Here is a 16,787-nt window from a genome sequence, read left to right on the forward strand (position 1 = left end):
CGAGTGATTCCCCATGTTTGAGCGCCTTATCCAATTTGCCATCGAGCAGCGCATCATCGTGCTACTGGCGGTGCTGTTGATGGCCGGTGTCGGCATCGCCAGTTATCAGAAGTTGCCCATCGACGCGGTGCCCGACATCACCAATGTGCAGGTGCAGATCAACTCGGCGGCGGCCGGCTTCTCGCCGTTGGAAACCGAGCAGCGCATCACCTTTCCCATCGAAACCGCCATGGCTGGCCTGCCGGGTTTGCAGCAGACGCGTTCGTTGTCGCGCTCCGGTCTGTCCCAGGTCACGGTGATCTTCAAAGACGGCACTGACCTGTTCTTCGCCCGCCAATTGGTCAACGAGCGCCTGCAGGTGGCCCGCGAGCAATTGCCCACCGGCATCGAAACCGCGATGGGGCCGATTTCCACTGGCCTCGGGGAGATTTTCCTGTGGACCGTCGAAGCCGAAGACGGCGCGCTCAAGGAAGATGGCACGCCTTACTCGCCGACCGACCTGCGCGTCATCCAGGACTGGATCATCAAGCCACAGCTGCGCAACGTGCCGGGTGTGGCCGAGATCAACACCATCGGCGGCTTTGCCAAGGAATACCAGATCGCGCCGGACCCAAAACGCTTGGCAGCCTACAACCTGACGCTGACCGATTTGGTCACCGCGCTTGAGCGCAACAACGCCAACGTTGGCGCCGGTTACATCGAGCGCAGCGGCGAGCAGCTGTTGATTCGCGCACCGGGGCAAGTGGCGTCGATCGATGACATTGCCAACATCGTGATCACCACGTCGGACGGCACGCCGATCCGCGTGCGCAATGTGGCGCAAGTCGACATCGGCCGTGAGCTGCGCACCGGCGCCGCCACCGAAAATGGCCGTGAAGTGGTGCTGGGCACGGTGTTCATGCTGATCGGTGAAAACAGCCGCACCGTGTCCCAGGCGGTGGCGAAAAAACTCGAAGAGATCAACCGTTCGCTGCCCCAGGGCGTGGTTGCCGTGACCGTTTATGACCGCACCAACCTGGTCGAAAAAGCCATCGCCACGGTGAAGAAAAACCTCTTCGAAGGTGCGCTGCTGGTGGTCGCGGTGCTGTTTCTGTTCCTGGGCAATATCCGCGCGGCGTTGATCACCGCGATGGTGATTCCGCTGGCGATGCTGTTCACCTTTACCGGCATGTTTACCAACAAAGTCAGTGCCAACCTGATGAGCCTTGGCGCGCTGGACTTCGGGATTATTGTCGACGGCGCGGTGGTGATCGTCGAAAACGCCATTCGCCGGCTGGCCCATGCGCAGCAGCGCCATGGCCGCTTGCTGACCCGCAGCGAGCGCCTGCACGAAGTGTTCGCTGCGGCCAAGCAAGCGCGGCGCGCACTGATCTTCGGGCAACTGATCATCATGGTGGTGTACCTGCCGATCTTCGCCCTCACCGGGGTGGCCGGGAAGATGTTCCACCCCATGGCGTTCACTGTGGTCATCGCTTTGCTCGGTGCGATGATTCTGTCGGTGACCTTTGTGCCGGCCGCGATTGCGCTGTTTGTCACCGGCAAGGTCAGGGAAGAGGAAAACCTGGTGATGCGCACGGCGCGTCGGGCCTATGCGCCGGTGCTGGATTGGGTCATGACGCGCCGCCCGCTGGTGTTCGGCCTGGCGGTGCTGACCATCGTCGCTTCGGGCGTGGTGGCCAGCCGCATGGGCAGCGAATTTATCCCCAGCCTCAGTGAAGGCGACTTCGCTCAACAGGCCCTGCGCGTACCCGGCACCAGCCTCACGCAATCGGTGCAGATGCAGCAGCAGCTGGAAAAAACCTTGATGGCCCAGGTGCCGGAAATCGAGCGAGTCTTTGCGCGCACCGGTACCGCGGAAATCGCTTCCGACCCGATGCCGCCGAATATTTCCGACAGCTATGTGATGCTCAAGCCCAAGGACCAGTGGCCTGATCCAGCGAAATCCCGCGAGGCGCTGATCGAAGATATCCAGCGCGCCAGTGCGATTGTGCCGGGCAGTGCGTATGAGCTGTCGCAGCCGATCCAGCTGCGCTTCAACGAGTTGATTTCCGGGGTGCGCAGTGACGTGGCGGTGAAGGTGTTTGGCGACGACATGGCAGTGCTCAACAAGACCGCCGCAGAAATCGCCGAGACCTTGCAGACGCTTGATGGCGCCTCGGAAGTGAAGGTGGAGCAGACCGCTGGCCTGCCGGTGCTGACCATCAATATTGATCGCGACAAGGCCGCGCGATTTGGCCTGAACGTGGGCGACGTGCAGGACACCATCGCCGTTGCCGTGGGTGGGCGCCAGGCCGGCACGCTGTACGAGGGTGACCGCCGCTTCGACATGGTCGTGCGTTTATCCGATGCGCTGCGCACCGATATCGACGGCTTGTCGCGGCTGTTGATCCCGGTGCCGGCGCTGGCCAGCAACGCCTCGGGCCAGTTGGGTTTTATTGCCTTGTCCCAGGTCGCCAGCCTGGACCTGGTGCTGGGCCCGAACCAGATCAGCCGTGAGAACGGCAAGCGCCTGGTGATTGTCAGCGCCAATGTGCGCGGGCGTGATATCGGTTCGTTCGTCGAAGAGGCCGAGTCTGCCATCAGCACTCAGGTGAAGGTCCCGGCGGGTTACTGGACCACCTGGGGCGGCCAGTTCGAACAGCTCAAGGAGGCCTCCGAGCGCTTGCGTATCGTGGTGCCGGTGGCGTTGCTGCTGGTGTTCGGGCTGTTGTTCATGATGTTCAACAACCTCAAGGATGGCTTGCTGGTGTTTACCGGGATTCCGTTCGCGTTGACCGGTGGGATCATGGCGCTGTGGCTGCGTGATATTCCGTTGTCGATCTCGGCGGGGGTGGGGTTTATTGCGTTGTCGGGGGTGGCGGTGCTTAACGGGCTGGTGATGATTGCCTTCATCCGCAACCTGCGTGAGGAAGGGCGTCCACTGTCGGTGGCGATCCATGAAGGGGCGCTCACACGTTTACGCCCGGTGTTGATGACTGCGCTGGTGGCATCCCTGGGGTTTATCCCCATGGCCTTGGCCACCGGCACCGGCGCCGAAGTACAGCGCCCGCTGGCGACGGTGGTGATCGGCGGGATTATTTCTTCTACGTTGCTGACCTTGCTGGTGCTGCCGGCGTTGTATCAGTGGGCGCACCGCAAGGAGGAATGATGCGGGTGGGGTGAGCGGGCATGTTGTGGTGAGCACGCTTACTGTGGCGAGCGGGCATGTTGTGGCGAGCGGGCTTGCCCCGCGTTGGGTGGCGAAGCCGCCCCAAATCTTTCGCCGCGGTATATCAGGGATACCGAGGTGGGCCTGATGGGGTCTGCTGCGCAGCCCAACGCGGGGCAAGCCCGCTCGCCACAACAAGCCCGCGCCACAACACGTTCGCTTGGGGCAGGAAGCACGCTCAGCCTTGAGGGGCTCATACCTGAGGAAACACCAGGCGAAACACGGTGAAAGCGCCGGGCGAACTGCGCACGTCGGTTTGCCCCTGGTGCAGGGTCATGATCGATCGCACGATGGCCAGTCCCAGGCCGGTGCCGCCCTCGGTGCGCGCGCGGCTGCTGTCGACACGGTAGAACCGTTCGAACAGGTGCGGCAGGTGGTGCGCTTCAATCCCCGGGCCTGGGTTGCTCACAGACAACGACACGCTGTTGCCGTAAGCCTCCACTCGCAACGAGATATGCGCGCCCGCTGGGCTATGGCGGATCGCATTGGACAGCAGGTTGGAGAGCGCGCGTTGAATCATCAGGCGATCGCCGTGCACCTGGGCCTCGCCGCTGAGGGTCAGGGCCAGTTGTTTGTCTTCGGCACTCAGGGCGAATAAATCCATGACCCGATGAGCTTCGTCCGCCAGCGATACTGCGGTAAACGAAGCACGCGCTGCCGGGTGGCTGACCTGGGCCAGGAACAACATGTCGGAAACGATGCGGGCCAGGCGCTCCAGCTCTTCGGTGTTGGATTCCAGCACTGCTTTGTATTCGTCCGGTGGGCGTTGGCGCGACAACGTGAGCTGGGCTTTGCCCATCAGGTTGGTCAGCGGTGCACGCAGTTCGTGAGCAAGGTCGTCGGAGAATTGCGACAGTTGCTGCACCCCGGCGTCCAGGCGGTTGAGCATCACATTGAAGCCTTGCGCCAACTCGCCCAGCTCCTTGGGCAGGTTGTCGACGGACAAGCGATGGGTCAGGTCCTGGGTGGTGACTTTGGCCGCCACATGGCTGAACTGCTTCAACGGCGCAAGCCCGCGCTGCACCAGCCACCAGGCGCCCATGCCGATCAGCATCAACAACATGGGCAAGGCGATCACTGTGGCGCGCAGGTAGGCACTGAGCAGCGCCTGATCGTCCATGCGGTCCAGCGACAACAGCACGCGTACGCGTTCGCCGCTGGCCAGGCGCATCAGGCTGGAGGCGCTGAGCACCTGGTTGCCATTGCTGTCGGCCCAATTGAGGTAGCCGAGCGTTTCTCGCGGTGTGAAGTTTGTCAGCAGCGGCTCCTGAGGCTTGGCACCGATGCTCAGCAGCACTGTTTCATCGGGCGCGGTGCCGACGATAGTGAGGTAAAAATTGTCATGGCCGATCACCAGGTCCATCAGCGAATGCGGGCGCGCCCGGATGGCGTGGGCGTCGAGGCCTTGAGACAGGCTGTGCTGGATCTGTTCCATCTTGCTTTCCAGGCCTTTGCGCGCCAGTTTTTCCAGTTCGTGGGTCAGGGCGAGATACGCCAACGTCGCCAGCAACAGCACCAGGCCCGCGCCCATGAGGCTGACCGTCAACCCCAGGCGCATCGACAGACTGCCGGTTTTCATGGCCGTGCTTCCAGCACGTAACCCACGCCGCGAATGGTGTGGATCAGCTTGACCTCGCTCTGATCGTCCACCTTGGCCCGCAGGCGGCTGATGGAGACTTCCACGACGTTGGTGTCACAGTCGAAATTCATGTCCCACACCAGCGAAATGATCTGCGTGCGCGTCAGCACTTCACCGGTCTGGCGCATCAGCACCTGCAGCAGTGCGAACTCCTTGGTGGTCAAGTCAATGCGCCGTGTGCCGCGGTACGCGCGATGGCGGCGGGGGTCCAGTTCCAGGTCCGACACGCTGAACACTTCCGGCTGTGGGATGTGCTCGCTGCGCCGCAGCAGGGTGCGTACCCGCGCCAGCAGTTCGGGAAACTCGAAGGGTTTGACCAGGTAATCATCGGCGCCCATGTCCAGGCCCTTGATCTTGTCGGCCAGCCGCCCGCGGGCGGTCAGCATCATCACGCGCTGGGTGCCGTTGCGGCGCAATTGCTCCAGCACTTCCCAGCCATCCTTGCCCGGCAGGTTGACGTCAAGAATCACCAACTCATAGGCGTGCTGCTCAGCCAGGTGCAGGCCATCAATGCCATTGGACGCGCAGTCCACGACGTAGCCACTTTCATTCAGGCCTTGCTGCAGGTAGTCAGCGGTTTTTTGCTCGTCCTCAACCACAAGGATACGCATGGGGATTTACCTTTTACTGAAAGAGAAGGGTTCCATTTCCCTATGGAATCGAGTGTGTTGTGAGTAGGAAAATTCTGAAGTGTGAAGCAGCTTCAGGGTCAACTGCGGCAATGGGTCGCGACTAAGCCTGCGCGCAAAAAAAACGCCCCAGAGGGGCGTTAAAAAAATCATCTCTTTCCAAAGGAGCTAAAAAAAGCTTCAGAGACGAATGTTGCTCGGTGCTGACAAGCTGAAGCGAGTATAGGAAGTTCAACTTAACGGGAAGCTGGGGCCAATGTTACAGTTTTGATAGATAGCAATTTGTGAACAGATGTTAGTCAAGCGCGAACGAATGTAAGCACTCGACTGGGCGATTGTTCAAAGTGCGACCAATGGGTATTGCGCAATCAGGCGAATTTCTTCCAGGTCTGACTCAAACGCACTGGAGCGCACGGTGGCCTGGCGCAAGCGCAATGACAAATCTTTCAGGCTGCCGCTTTGCACCACGTACTCGGCCTCGACATCCCTTTCCCAGCGGCGTTGATCTGTCAGCGGGTTGCCGGATGCATCGCGGCGCATGTACACCGCGCTGGCGTGGCTGTAATCGGCGCCGGTGCCTTTGGCATAACGGGTCATGAACGACAGGCCAGGTATACCGAACGCCTGCATGTCGAGGTCGTAACGGGCCATCCACGAACGCTCCTTGGGCGAATTGAAGTCGCTGTACTGGATCGAGTTATTGAGGAAAATCGAGTCCGATTGGCGCAGGTAATCAAAGTCGTCATCGCCGTTGTTGCGCTGGTGCGAGAGGGCCACGCTGTGAGCACCGACCTTTACCCCGAGCCTGGCACTCCAGATATTGTTGTCGAATTTGCCCAGCAGCTGTTTGCCTTCGTCCACGGCCTTGTAATAGTTGAAATCGCCGAATAACGACACGTCGTCGGTCAGTGGGTAACTGGCGGCACTGCCGACGTAGTACTGGTCCCAGGCGTCCTTCAGGCGGCTGCTGTAGAGGCTCACGTTCAGGTGTTTGTTGACGGCGTACTCCCCCCCGAAATAGCCGATCCAGGGTGAGTCGACCTTGCCCGCGTAGAAGGTCGCGAAGCCCTTGTTCATCCCGCTTTCGCTTGGCTGGCTCATGCCGCTCAGGCGTCCGCCTTGCAGGCTCAAGCCCTCAAGGCTGGTGTTCTGCGCGGTGACGCCGCGAAAGCTTTCCGGCAACAACCGCGAATCGCCGTAGGCCACCACCGGCGTAAGCGGGAACACATCGCCGGCCTTGATAACCGTGTCCAGCACGCGCAATTTCGCCGCGCTGCCGACTTTGCTGTAGCTGCCTTCGGGGTGATTGTCGCTGTCCACCGGCAGCACGCCGAACGAACCCTTGCCGCCGCTGCGACCGGTGCCCGAGTCGAGTTTCAGGCCGTACATGGCAAACGCATCCAGGCCAAAGCCTACGGTGCCTTGAGTAAAGCCGGATTCGAATTTGCCGATCAGACCCTGCGCCCAGGCTTGGGAATACCCATTGCCGGTCGGGCTGGACTGGCCCTTGCGGTCATCGCGATTGAAGTAAAAGTTGCGCGCCAGCACGGTTACGCTGCTGCCTTGGGTAAAACCATCGGGCGTGTCTTCCACCGCCGCGGCTGCCAGAGGCAGTGCAACAATCAATGAAAAGGGAAGGGTGTAGTAAGTAATGCTCATGTTTCGCTCCTGGGTGTTGGCAGTTTTCAGCTTCTTATAGGTAGGGGCGTTTTTATTGATCTGGCCCCGGCTGATAGTTGCAAACAGTGGATAACGGTCAGGTGGCGCGAACATTACAATTCTGGAAGCTCACCGCGATCTAACAGATAAGTAATGTTTTGGTGAACATGGCGACAGGGTTGGTTGATTAGTCTCGTGACTGAACTTATCAACCGAGGAACCTGTAATGACATTTTATAAAATTGGCTTGGGTGTATTAGCTGCAGTCCTGTCACTGAGTGCGATGGCCGAAGGCGGAGGCGACCGCACGTTTGCGCTGATGATGGAGCGTAATCAAAAAGCCATGGCGGCTTACGCGCAAAAAAACGGCCAGCCAGCACCCCAGGTGCAGGCGTATCGCTATGGCATGGCGCTGGATATTGCCAAGGTCGTCAACGTTACGCCGCCGATCAGTTCGTGCAATGCCGTGCCTTCACGCATGACCTATGAAGACTCCAGCGGCAAACTCAATACGGTGGAATACAAGGTGATGGGTGTTTGCCGAAACAACGGCAGTTAATGGATCCAAAAAAACAGTTGGGCACGCCACAAAAAAGCGCTTCAGAAAACCTCGTCAGCGCCGATGCAGGTCAGATCCATCTCCCAAATGACCATCGGTGCCCCATGTTCAACACCCGTTTGAAGCAGGAGCTGTCGGCTCTTCGCGAAGAGTTGTCTAGCTTGCAACAGGTCAAGGAGAGCCTGGAAAGCGAAATGCTGTGCCTGACGCTGGACGCCGAAGGCCGGGTGGAGTGGGCGAATGCCAACTTCCTGCAAGAGCTGTCGTACCAGGCCTCCAACATAGTGGGGCGGCACATAGACGAGCTGGTGCCCACGCACCTGCGCCAGGACGAATTCCAGCAGCGCTTTCGCAATGCCCTGGTGCGCGGCGAACACTTCGCCGGCACCGTGCGCCTGATGCGCGGCAACGGCAAAGAGGCATGGTTGCGCTCGATCCTGCAACCGGTGCGCAGTTCTGACGGGCGCATCAAGCATTTTTCGATTTACTCCAGCGACCTCACCCGCACCATCGAGGGGTCGCGCGAGCATGAGAACCTGATCACCGCGCTGGTGCGTTCCACTGCAGTGATCGAGTTCGACCTCGGCGGCCATGTGCTGACCGCGAACGACCGGTTCCTCGGTGGCATGGGCTACAGCCTGGCGCAGATCCAGGGCAAACATCACCGTATGTTCTGCGAACCGGAGGAATACAACAGCGCCGAGTACCAGCATTTCTGGAAACGTTTGAACGCCGGTGAGTTTGTGGCGGCGCGCTTCAAACGGGTCGACAGCCATGGCCGTGTGGTGTGGCTGGAGGCGACCTACAACCCGGTGCTGGATGCCAATGACCGCCTTTACAAAGTGGTCAAGTTCGCCACGGTGATCACCGACCAGGTCAACCAGGAACAGGCCGTGGCCGAAGCCGCAAACATCGCCTACAGCACCTCGCTGCAAACCGACAACAGTGCCCAGCGCGGCACCACTGTCGTGACGCAGGCGGTGGATGTCATGCGTGATCTGGCCAGGCACATGCAGCAGGCCGGTGATGGCATCGAGGCGCTGAACGCTCAGTCCCAAGTGATCGGCACCATCGTCAAGACCATCAGCGGCATCGCTGAGCAAACCAACTTGCTGGCGCTCAACGCGGCCATCGAAGCGGCGCGGGCCGGCGAGCAGGGCCGTGGCTTTGCGGTGGTGGCCGATGAAGTGCGTCAGTTGGCCTCGCGCACCAGCAAGGCCACCGAGGAAATCGTCGGCGTGGTTCGTCAGAACCAGGACATGGCCCGCGATGCGGTGTCCTTGATGACCGAGGGCCGTTTGCAGGCCGAGCAAGGCTTGGCCCTGGCGGCCGAGGCGGGCACGGTGATTGTGGAAATCCAGGACGGTGCACAAAAAGTGGTGAGCGCGGTCGGGCAGTTTGCCAATCAGCTGTCGAGCTGACCCGCAGGGCTTGTGCTTGAGGTATCGTAGGTTTTTTCTTGCTTGAAGAGCCGTCCCTCCATGAGCCCTACCCACCGACGTCCCGTACCTTTGTCCAAGGCCTACCGTTTGCTCAATCACGGGCCGACCGTATTGGTGAGCGCGGCCCACGATGGCAAGCGCAATATCATGGCCGCTGCCTGGGCCATGCCGCTTGATTTCGAACCGCCGAAGGTCGCCGTGGTGCTCGACAAGGCCACCTGGACCCGCCAGCTGCTGGAAGCCGCCGGCACCTTTGTGCTGCAGGTGCCTTGCGTGGCCCAGGCCGATCTGGTGCAGACGGTCGGCAACACCACGGGCGCAGACACCGACAAATTCGCCACCTATGGCTTGCAGACATTCAGCGCTGAACACACCGAAGCGCCGCTGCTGGAAGGTTGCGTAGCGTGGCTGGAATGCCGCCTGCTGCCCGAGCCTCATCACCAACAGACCTACGATTTATTCCTCGGCGAAGTCGTCGCGGCCTATGCCGACGCGCGCGTGTTCAGCGACGGGCACTGGCATTTCGAAGGCCATGACGAATTGCGCACCTTGCACCATATCGCGGGCGGAAATTTCCTGAGCATCGGCGAGCCGGTGGTCGGGCGCCAGCTGTAGGCTTTACCAGCGGGCGTTTGCCAGTGCTTGGGCAAACGCCATCAGCTTGGGCGAATACTGCCGGGACGGCGGATAGACCAGTGAGATCGCGCGACTGCGCCCGGCCATGTCTTCCAGCAACGGCACCAGGCGCCCGGCGGCCATGGCCTCGCGCACCGCAAAATCCATCACCTGGGCGATGCCGAACCCCCCCACCGCGCCGTCTACCAGCGCATCGCCGCTGTCGAAAATAAGCCGTCCCTCGATGCTCACGTCCTGCACTTTGCCCTCGCTCATGAACTGCCAATCCACCATGCGTCCGCTGCGCAAGTTACGCACAGTGAGGCAGCTGTGGTCCTTGAGCTCGTCCACCGTTTGCGGCGTGCCGCAACGCGCCAGATAAGCCGGCGAGGCCACCGTGACCCAGCGCAACGGCGGCAGGGCACGGGCGATCAGGCGTTGATCCTGGATCTCGCCCGTGCGCAACAGGGCGTCGAAACCTTCGTCGACGATATCCACCAGCCGGTCAGTCATCACCGCTTCGATGCGCAATTGGGGATGGCGCAATGTCAGTTCGCCGATCACCGGCATCACCACCTTGCGACCGAACAACGACGGTGTGCTGATTTTCAACAGGCCGGACGGGCTGCTGCGTCGGTCGAGCATCAGCTTTTCGGTTTCAGCCAGTTCTGCCAGTAACGGCGCGCTGCGCTCGTACAGCATCTGACCGTCGGGCGTAAGGCTGACGCTGCGCGTGTTGCGCTGCAGCAAGCGCACACCCAGTTGGCTTTCCAGGCGCGAGATGGCGCGGGACAGCCCAGACTGCGTCAGCCCCAATTCACCGGCCGCGCGGGTAAAGCTGCGGGTTTCGGCCACGCGGACCAAGAGTCGAACAGCGTTCAGATCCATGATTAAAGTCATTACTGAAAGAGTGATAGCGCTATTTATCATCTGTCGGGCATGAAAGAAACTGGCACCTCTTATTTTCGGACTGGACGCTGTGATGTCTCCCTCTCGACCCTCTGGCTGGATGCTTTTATTGCTGGCCACCGCGCAACTGATCATCGCCCTGGATGCCACCATTGTGTTTGTCGCCCTGCCGCAGATTGGCGCGCACCTGGATTTTTCCGCGCAGCAATTGCAATGGGTGGTGAGCGCCTACAGCGTGGCGTTTGGTGGCTTTCTGTTGCTGGGTGGCAGGGCGACTGACTTGCTTGGCAAACGCCGTTTTTACCGGGTGGGCCAGTCGCTGTATGCGCTGGCCTCCCTGGCGGCGGTGCTCGGCGGCAGCGCGGTGTTGCTGGTGCTTGCGCGGGCGGTGCAAGGCGTGGGCGGGGCATTGTTGTTCCCGGCCACGTTGGCGTTGATCAACACGCACTATGCCGAAGGCCCTGCACGCAATCGGGCGTTTGCGGTGTGGAGCGCAGCCTCGGCAGCGGGGCTGGCACTCGGCGCATTACTGGGCGGCGTGCTGACTCAGGTGTGGGGATGGGAGTCGGTGTTTCTGGTGAATGTGCCGTTGGCGGGCGGCTGCGCGTGGGCGGCGCGTTACTGGATTCCAGCCGATGGCGAGCGTGTACGTGGGCGCAAATTCGACATCGTCGGCGCCTTGACGGTGACCGTCGGCGGCACGTTGCTGGTATTCGCGCTGGTGCAAGGCCCCGAGTGGGGCTGGTCGGCGCCGCAGACGCTGGGCTGCATCGCCTTGGCGCTGGCATTGCTTGGGTTGTTCGCGTGGATCGAGCACCGCGGCAGCGATCCGCTGATGCCGCTGCGTTTGTTTGCCTACCGCGAACTGCGCATGGCGATGGTGCTTACGGCGGTGTTCATGAGCAGCTTTGGCGTGCAGTACTACTTCCTGGCGCTGTATTACCAGCAGGTCTATGGCTACAGCGTATTGCAGGCCGGTTTGGCGTTTTTACCGGCGACCCTGGTGTGCACGTTCGGCATCTGGTTGGCAGAGCGTTCGCTGGCCAGGCTGGGGCTGCGCAACACCTTGGTCAGCGGGCAACTGGCGGGCGCGGTGGGCATTGCACTGGTGTGTTGGGCGTTGCCGACGGGCGTAGGGTTTTGGTCGCTGTTGCCGGGCATCTTCATTTTGAGCATCGGGCAGGGCATGACCTGGACAGCGATGTGGGTGGCGGCGGGGCTGGGTATTCGGCCTGGGGAGCAGGGCGTGGCGGCGGGGATGGCGTCTACCAGCCAGCAGATCGGCGGGGCGTTGGGCCTGGCGGTGCTGGTCTCGGTGGCGAATGCGGGCGGGATCGAGCTGGCGCTGTGGTGGAGCGCGGCAATTGCCTTGGTCGGCGCGGTGTTGGCGTTGCGGCTCAAAACGCAAGCGCCCGAGCCGAATGCGATAGTGGAACCAACATAGAACCCATGTGGGAGCGGGCTTGCTCGCGAAGGCGGTGGGTCAGTCACTCATAAGTCGACTGACACTGCGCTTTCGCGAGCAAGCCCGCTCCCACATTTTGAATGCGTTTCACATCAGCGCCCGAGCATCTTCACCCAGCGCGACGGCGGCATGCCGTAGGTGCTGCGAAACTGTCGAGTCATATGGCTCTGGTCGGTGAAACCGGCGGTCAGCGCCGCGTCCACCAGCGATTGGCCCTGGGCCAGCAAGCCGCGCACCAGGTCCAACCGTCGCATGGTCAGGTACCGATAGGGACTGGTGCCGAACAACAAGCGAAAATCCCGCGACAGCGCCCAGCGATCACGGCCGCAATGGTCGGCCATTTCATCCAGGGTGATGCTGCGGCCCAAGGCGCTGTGGATAAATTCCCGCGCGCGCTCGGCGGCGACGTAATCGAAGGATTTACGGCTGATGATCACCCCCGAGGCCGCGCTCAGGGCTTGCGCCAGGTCGTACAGCGCGTCCTGTTCCTGCATCGGGTCAATCGGGCAGTCCAGGCTTTGCAGCAACACCTCGCTGGCGCGGAACAGCCGTGGGTCAGTCGACAAGCCGTTGTGGATAAACGGCAACGGCCGGCCGCCGAGAATCTGCTGGATCAGCGCCGGCTCCACATAAATCATGCGGTACTTGAAGCCTTCCACACTGCTGGCGCGGCCGTCGTGGGATTCATCGGGGTGAATCACCATGGTCGTGCCCGGCAGGCTGTGGGTCATGCAGCCGCGGTAGTGGTAGCTCTGCACGCCAAACAAGGTGCGCCCGATGGCGTAGGTGTCATGGCGATGCGGGTCGAATGCAAAGCCGGCAAAATACGCTTCGATACGGTCCAGGCCGCTGGCGTGTGGGGCGCGGTGCAACCAATCGAGGGTGGAAGTGGGTTGGCCCATGGTGACTTGTCACAAATAGAGGTGGGAAACACGTTAACCCAGTCTGGCGTGCCGTGTCTGTCGAGGTCTTGAACGATTGTGCGTGCTTGAGAGGAGGTATTCGCCAGCGCAAATGTTGATCTGGGTTAATAAATGATTGTTTTACGATAATTAATCTATTATTTTTGCGACCTCACTCATTGATCGAGGTTGCTTATGAATACCCAACGTCTGGCTCAACTCAGCCAGCGCATGTCGCTGCTGACGCTCTTGCTGATTGTCGTCATGCTGGTGCTCAACACTGGCGTCTGGCTGTTTCCGGTGCTGGGTTCTTCCGCCGATGGCCTGGGCCTCAGCTTTTCCTTGAGTGACCGGATTCAGGACAGCGGCGTGCAAATCGCGCTGCTCCCGTGGTGGCAAAAACTCGGCGGGATTGTTCTTTCCAGCATCCCGCTGGTGGCCTTGGTGTCGGGCTTGAACCATCTGCGCCAGCTGTTTCGCAACTATGCGCGGGGCGAGTATTTCTCCAGCGCGGCGGCGCAGCACCTGGGTAAAGTCGGTCGCGCCGTTGCATTGTGGGTACTGCTGGACTTTTTATGCGAGCCGTTGCTGGGCCTTTGGGTCTCGATGAACGAGCCGTTGGGCCAGCGATTTTTCACCTTGAGTCTGACCCCGCCGAGCTTTGTCGCGTTGTTTCTCGCTGCCTGTATCGCAGTAATCGCGCGTATCCTGTGGCAGGCCAGCGAAGTGGATTCTGAAAACCGCACTTTTGTTTGAGATCGAAATGCCCATTGTGATTGAACTGGACGTTATGCTTGCCCGGCGCAAGGTCAAATCCAAAGACCTGGCAGCCGCCATCGGGATTACCGAACAGAACCTGTCGTTGCTCAAACAAGGCAAGGTCAAGGGCATACGGCTGGGTACGCTGGATGCAATCTGTGCCTACCTGGACTGCCAGCCTGGCGACCTGCTGGTGCACACGCCTGAACCTGCGGGCGAATAGGTTTAACCATTTACCAAGAGGGATCGCCCCATGCTGTTCTCCGATCTGCCGTATGTCGCGCCGTTGTTGTCGCTGGGGCTGCTTTGGACCGTCGCGGTGGTGACGCCGGGGCCGAACTTCTTCAATACTGCCCAACTGGCGGCGAGCTGTTCGCGTCGGCATGGCGTGGTGGCGTCTGCCGGAGTGGCCACGGGCACGGTGATCTGGGGGCTGGCGGGCGGTTTGGGCATCAAGTCGCTGTTCACTGCGGCGCCCATGCTCTATCTGGCATTCAAGATCATCGGTGGCTGCTACCTGATCTACCTGGGGCTGAAACTGTTCAAGCGTTCGGCGCCAACCGCGAGCCAGACAGTGTTGCCCGACGAACCCACGCGCTCGCTGTTCTTTGCCTGGCGCTTCGGTCTGCTGGGCAACTTGTCCAACCCCAAGGCCGCGCTGTTCGTCGCCACGGCCTTCGCTTCGACCATGCCGCCTTCACCGTCGCCGACATTGTTGGCCCTGGCGGTGATTACCATGGCCACCTTGTCATTCAGTTGGTACACCAGCGTAGCCCTGGTGTTTTCCAGCGAGCGCATGGCCAATCTCTACAGCCGTTCACGCAAGTGGCTCGACCGGTTTGCCGGTGGGTGCTACCTGTTGTTCGGCGCACATCTGGTAGCGAATCGCTGACCGCTCATGGTAAGAAGCCTTACTTTCAACAGTGAGGCCGAGTCATGAGCAAGGTGCGGGTAGGTATTATTTTTGGTGGCCGTTCGGCCGAGCACGAGGTCTCGCTGCAGTCGGCGCGCAACATCGTCGATGCACTGGACCGCTCGCGCTTCGAGCCGGTTCTGATCGGCATCGACAAGGCCGGCCACTGGCACCTGAACGAAACCTCGAACTTCCTGATCAACCAGGAAAACCCGGCCCTGATCGCTCTCAACCAGTCCAACCGCGAACTGGCGGTGGTGCCGGGCAAGACCAGCCAGCAAGTGGTGGAAACCTGCGGGCAAAGCCTGCTGGAACACATCGATGTGATCTTCCCTATCGTCCACGGCACCCTTGGCGAAGACGGCTGCCTGCAAGGCCTGCTGCGCATGGCGGACCTGCCTTTCGTGGGCTCCGACGTGCTGGGCTCGGCGGTATGCATGGACAAGGACATCAGCAAACGCCTGCTGCGCGATGCCGGTATTGCCGTTACCCCGTTCATCACCCTGACGCGTCGCAACGCGGCGAGTAGCGCTTTTGATACAGCAGTGAACAAGCTTGGCTTGCCGATGTTCGTCAAACCCGCCAACCAGGGTTCCTCGGTGGGCGTGAGTAAAGTCACCAACGAGGCCGAGTACCATGCCGCGGTCGAACTGGCCCTGGGCTTCGATGAAAAAGTGTTGGTGGAGTCCGCTGTCCAGGGGCGTGAAATTGAATGCGCCGTGCTGGGCAACGACAACCCTGTCGCCAGCGGTTGCGGCGAGATCGTGGTGGGCAGCGGTTTCTATTCCTACGACAGCAAATACATCGACGCCCAGGCCGCTCAAGTGGTGGTGCCGGCTGATATCAGCCTTGAGGCCAGTGAGCGTATTCGCCTACTCGCCATTGAAGCGTTTGAGCTACTGGGCTGCGCCGGGTTGGCGCGAGTCGACGTGTTCCTCACCGACGACGGCGAAGTGCTGATCAACGAAATCAACTCACTGCCCGGCTTCACCCGCATCAGCATGTACCCCAAGCTGTGGCAGGCGGCAGGCATGAGCTACAGCGAGTTGGTAAGCCGCTTGATTGAGTTGGCGCTGGAGCGACATGCGGGGCGCAAGGGGCTGAAGATCAGCCGCTGATAATCGTTGGGGCCGGACGAACGCTGTGGCGAGCGGGCTTGCCCCGCGTTGGGCTGCGCAGCAGACCCATAACCAGGCTGCTCGTTTCTGTCTGAGACAACGGGGTGAGTTTGAGGGGGCTGCTGCGCAGCCCAACGCGGGGCAAGCCCGCTCGCCACAACAGGCCTGCTTGCCATGACAAGCTCGTTTGCCATAACGAGCCTGCCAACCATCGCAGGGTCAGGGGCTTTTCAGGTTTTGCGGGCGATCCACGAATAGATCAGCGTCTTTGGCTCCTCAGGGTGGTGAGTTCTCCTGCGGTAGCTGGCGAAGGTCGGTGATGTGCAATACGTGCACACCTCGCTGACGTCGATCTGCTCACGCTCAAGGCCCGCCGCTTGCAACAGCATCACCCCGTAACCACTCAAGTCGAACCACGCACTTCCCGCTTGCCGCGCGTGGGGCGGTGCAATCTGCGGTGACAGCCGTGGCGTCGGTTGCTCGAAGCACCATGGCGCCTGACCGTCACGCCACACGTGGCCCTGGCTCGCCTGAAATTGCGCGATAAACTCGGCGCTCACTTCATAACAACACGGCTTGATCGACGGCCCGATCGCCACCCGCAACTGGTCAACGGCAATGCCCTCGGCAGCCAATTGTTTCACCGCGTTGGCGATGATTCCCCCTTGCAGACCCTTCCAGCCGCCATGCACGGCGGCAACCCGATCACCACTGTGTGCGGCGATAAGAATGGGCAGGCAGTCAGCGGTGATCACTGCAATTGGCGCAGACGCGTGCGTGAACACGCCGTCTGCCTCAATGGTATTGGCCACCTGTTCCGCCTGCCATTGGATCACCGAAGCACTGTGCACCTGCTTGCAGATGAACACCCCGTCCGGCCGCAATGGATCATTGATCGAACAAAAACCGTGGTCGACGCCGGGGATGGCGCCGAGATTGTTTGCCTGTTGCAAGGGGCTCTCTCCGCTCA

Annotated in this window: 14 protein-coding genes and 2 pseudogenes; 10 read left to right on the forward strand and 6 right to left on the reverse strand. The window is 60.9% G+C overall.

Annotation, left to right across the window (positions count from 1 at the left end; all coding sequences use genetic code 11):
* Positions 1 to 13 precede the first annotated feature (13 nt).
* Positions 14 to 3,148 (forward strand): CusA/CzcA family heavy metal efflux RND transporter, encoded by a 3,135-nt coding sequence (locus tag C4J83_RS03525; protein WP_124416356.1) that lies wholly within the window; start codon positions 14 to 16, stop codon positions 3,146 to 3,148.
* A gap of 253 nt (positions 3,149 to 3,401) precedes the next feature.
* On the opposite strand, the gene C4J83_RS03530 is transcribed toward C4J83_RS03525, so the two are convergent.
* The 3 genes from C4J83_RS03530 to C4J83_RS03540 all read right to left on the reverse strand — a co-directional run bounded on the left by C4J83_RS03530 (position 3,402) and on the right by C4J83_RS03540 (position 7,135).
* On the reverse strand, positions 3,402 to 4,787 hold the full coding sequence (locus C4J83_RS03530; protein WP_119736385.1) for a heavy metal sensor histidine kinase: 1,386 nt from the start codon (positions 4,785 to 4,787) through the stop codon (positions 3,402 to 3,404).
* Positions 4,784 to 5,458, reverse strand: coding sequence for a response regulator transcription factor PcoR (locus tag C4J83_RS03535; protein WP_119736387.1), 675 nt, complete (start codon positions 5,456 to 5,458; stop codon positions 4,784 to 4,786). Before C4J83_RS03535 ends, C4J83_RS03530 begins: the two co-directional genes overlap by 4 nt.
* Before the next feature lie 357 nt (positions 5,459 to 5,815).
* Positions 5,816 to 7,135 (reverse strand): OprD family porin, encoded by a 1,320-nt coding sequence (locus tag C4J83_RS03540; RefSeq protein ID WP_124416357.1) that lies wholly within the window; start codon positions 7,133 to 7,135, stop codon positions 5,816 to 5,818.
* 226 nt (positions 7,136 to 7,361) lie between these two features.
* On the opposite strand from C4J83_RS03540, the gene C4J83_RS03545 reads away from it, so the two are divergent.
* The 4 genes and pseudogenes from C4J83_RS03545 (at position 7,362) to C4J83_RS03555 (ending at position 9,751) form a co-directional block, all read left to right on the forward strand.
* Entirely contained in the window at positions 7,362 to 7,694 is a 333-nt protein-coding gene (locus tag C4J83_RS03545; RefSeq protein WP_106578522.1) for a DUF2790 domain-containing protein, read from the forward strand.
* Positions 7,695 to 7,888: 194 nt separating this feature from the next.
* Positions 7,889 to 8,527, forward strand: a pseudogene (locus C4J83_RS31005) (PAS domain-containing protein); the annotation flags it as partial.
* A 156-nt stretch (positions 8,528 to 8,683) separates the two neighbouring features.
* Positions 8,684 to 9,115: pseudogene (locus C4J83_RS31010) on the forward strand (methyl-accepting chemotaxis protein); the annotation flags it as partial.
* Between the two features lie 60 nt (positions 9,116 to 9,175).
* Complete coding sequence (locus tag C4J83_RS03555) at positions 9,176 to 9,751, forward strand: flavin reductase family protein (protein WP_124416359.1); 576 nt, start codon at positions 9,176 to 9,178, stop codon at positions 9,749 to 9,751.
* Positions 9,752 to 9,754: 3 nt separating this feature from the next.
* On the opposite strand, the gene C4J83_RS03560 is transcribed toward C4J83_RS03555, so the two are convergent.
* Positions 9,755 to 10,639 (reverse strand): LysR family transcriptional regulator, encoded by an 885-nt coding sequence (locus C4J83_RS03560; RefSeq protein WP_124416360.1) that lies wholly within the window; start codon positions 10,637 to 10,639, stop codon positions 9,755 to 9,757.
* A 121-nt stretch (positions 10,640 to 10,760) separates the two neighbouring features.
* On the opposite strand from C4J83_RS03560, the gene C4J83_RS03565 reads away from it, so the two are divergent.
* Positions 10,761 to 12,104, forward strand: coding sequence for an MFS transporter (locus C4J83_RS03565; RefSeq protein WP_124418831.1), 1,344 nt, complete (start codon positions 10,761 to 10,763; stop codon positions 12,102 to 12,104).
* Between the two features lie 113 nt (positions 12,105 to 12,217).
* On the opposite strand, the gene C4J83_RS03570 is transcribed toward C4J83_RS03565, so the two are convergent.
* The gene (locus C4J83_RS03570) at positions 12,218 to 13,027 is read right to left on the reverse strand and encodes an AraC family transcriptional regulator (protein ID WP_106578527.1); all 810 of its coding nucleotides are present in this window, start codon (positions 13,025 to 13,027) and stop codon (positions 12,218 to 12,220) included.
* 195 nt (positions 13,028 to 13,222) lie between these two features.
* Here C4J83_RS03570 and C4J83_RS03575 point away from each other — a divergent pair, with 195 nt between their 5' ends.
* Genes C4J83_RS03575 through ddlA form a run of 4 tightly spaced genes read left to right on the forward strand, consistent with a single transcriptional unit; the run spans position 13,223 to position 15,817 of the window.
* Positions 13,223 to 13,783: a DUF2975 domain-containing protein gene (locus C4J83_RS03575; protein WP_106578528.1), complete on the forward strand. Its 561-nt coding sequence runs from the start codon at positions 13,223 to 13,225 to the stop codon at positions 13,781 to 13,783.
* Positions 13,784 to 13,790: 7 nt separating this feature from the next.
* A complete protein-coding gene (locus tag C4J83_RS03580) occupies positions 13,791 to 14,009 on the forward strand; it encodes a helix-turn-helix domain-containing protein (protein ID WP_106578529.1) in 219 nt (72 codons plus the stop codon).
* A gap of 30 nt (positions 14,010 to 14,039) precedes the next feature.
* Positions 14,040 to 14,678: a LysE family transporter gene (locus C4J83_RS03585; RefSeq protein ID WP_124416361.1), complete on the forward strand. Its 639-nt coding sequence runs from the start codon at positions 14,040 to 14,042 to the stop codon at positions 14,676 to 14,678.
* 44 nt (positions 14,679 to 14,722) lie between these two features.
* Positions 14,723 to 15,817 carry a D-alanine--D-alanine ligase gene (gene ddlA / locus C4J83_RS03590; RefSeq protein WP_124416362.1) on the forward strand — a complete coding sequence of 365 codons (1,095 nt, stop codon included), beginning with the start codon at positions 14,723 to 14,725 and terminating at the stop codon, positions 15,815 to 15,817.
* Positions 15,818 to 16,047: 230 nt separating this feature from the next.
* Here ddlA and pgeF read toward each other — a convergent pair whose 3' ends face one another.
* Positions 16,048 to 16,770, reverse strand: coding sequence for a peptidoglycan editing factor PgeF (gene pgeF, locus C4J83_RS03595; protein ID WP_124416363.1), 723 nt, complete (start codon positions 16,768 to 16,770; stop codon positions 16,048 to 16,050).
* Positions 16,771 to 16,787 lie beyond the last annotated feature (17 nt).

Origin of the sequence: Pseudomonas sp. LBUM920 (assembly GCF_003852315.1) — a bacterium.
Lineage (GTDB): Bacteria > Pseudomonadota > Gammaproteobacteria > Pseudomonadales > Pseudomonadaceae > Aquipseudomonas.

Excerpts from the sequence above, each read along its gene's own strand:
- ddlA (WP_124416362.1), top strand. The coding sequence starts at position 14,723 with ATGAGCAAGGTGCGGGTAGGTATTATTTTTGGTGGCCGTTCGGCCGAG.
- C4J83_RS03525 (WP_124416356.1), top strand. The coding sequence starts at position 14 with ATGTTTGAGCGCCTTATCCAATTTGCCATCGAGCAGCGCATCATCGTG.
- C4J83_RS03545 (WP_106578522.1), top strand. The coding sequence starts at position 7,362 with ATGACATTTTATAAAATTGGCTTGGGTGTATTAGCTGCAGTCCTGTCA.
- C4J83_RS03570 (WP_106578527.1), bottom strand. The coding sequence starts at position 13,027 with ATGGGCCAACCCACTTCCACCCTCGATTGGTTGCACCGCGCCCCACAC.
- C4J83_RS03585 (WP_124416361.1), top strand. The coding sequence starts at position 14,040 with ATGCTGTTCTCCGATCTGCCGTATGTCGCGCCGTTGTTGTCGCTGGGG.
- C4J83_RS03575 (WP_106578528.1), top strand. The coding sequence starts at position 13,223 with ATGAATACCCAACGTCTGGCTCAACTCAGCCAGCGCATGTCGCTGCTG.
- C4J83_RS03580 (WP_106578529.1), top strand. The coding sequence starts at position 13,791 with ATGCCCATTGTGATTGAACTGGACGTTATGCTTGCCCGGCGCAAGGTC.
- C4J83_RS03540 (WP_124416357.1), bottom strand. The coding sequence starts at position 7,135 with ATGAGCATTACTTACTACACCCTTCCCTTTTCATTGATTGTTGCACTG.
- C4J83_RS03560 (WP_124416360.1), bottom strand. The coding sequence starts at position 10,639 with ATGGATCTGAACGCTGTTCGACTCTTGGTCCGCGTGGCCGAAACCCGC.
- C4J83_RS03530 (WP_119736385.1), bottom strand. The coding sequence starts at position 4,787 with ATGAAAACCGGCAGTCTGTCGATGCGCCTGGGGTTGACGGTCAGCCTC.
- C4J83_RS03565 (WP_124418831.1), top strand. The coding sequence starts at position 10,761 with ATGCTTTTATTGCTGGCCACCGCGCAACTGATCATCGCCCTGGATGCC.
- C4J83_RS03555 (WP_124416359.1), top strand. The coding sequence starts at position 9,176 with ATGAGCCCTACCCACCGACGTCCCGTACCTTTGTCCAAGGCCTACCGT.
- C4J83_RS03535 (WP_119736387.1), bottom strand. The coding sequence starts at position 5,458 with ATGCGTATCCTTGTGGTTGAGGACGAGCAAAAAACCGCTGACTACCTG.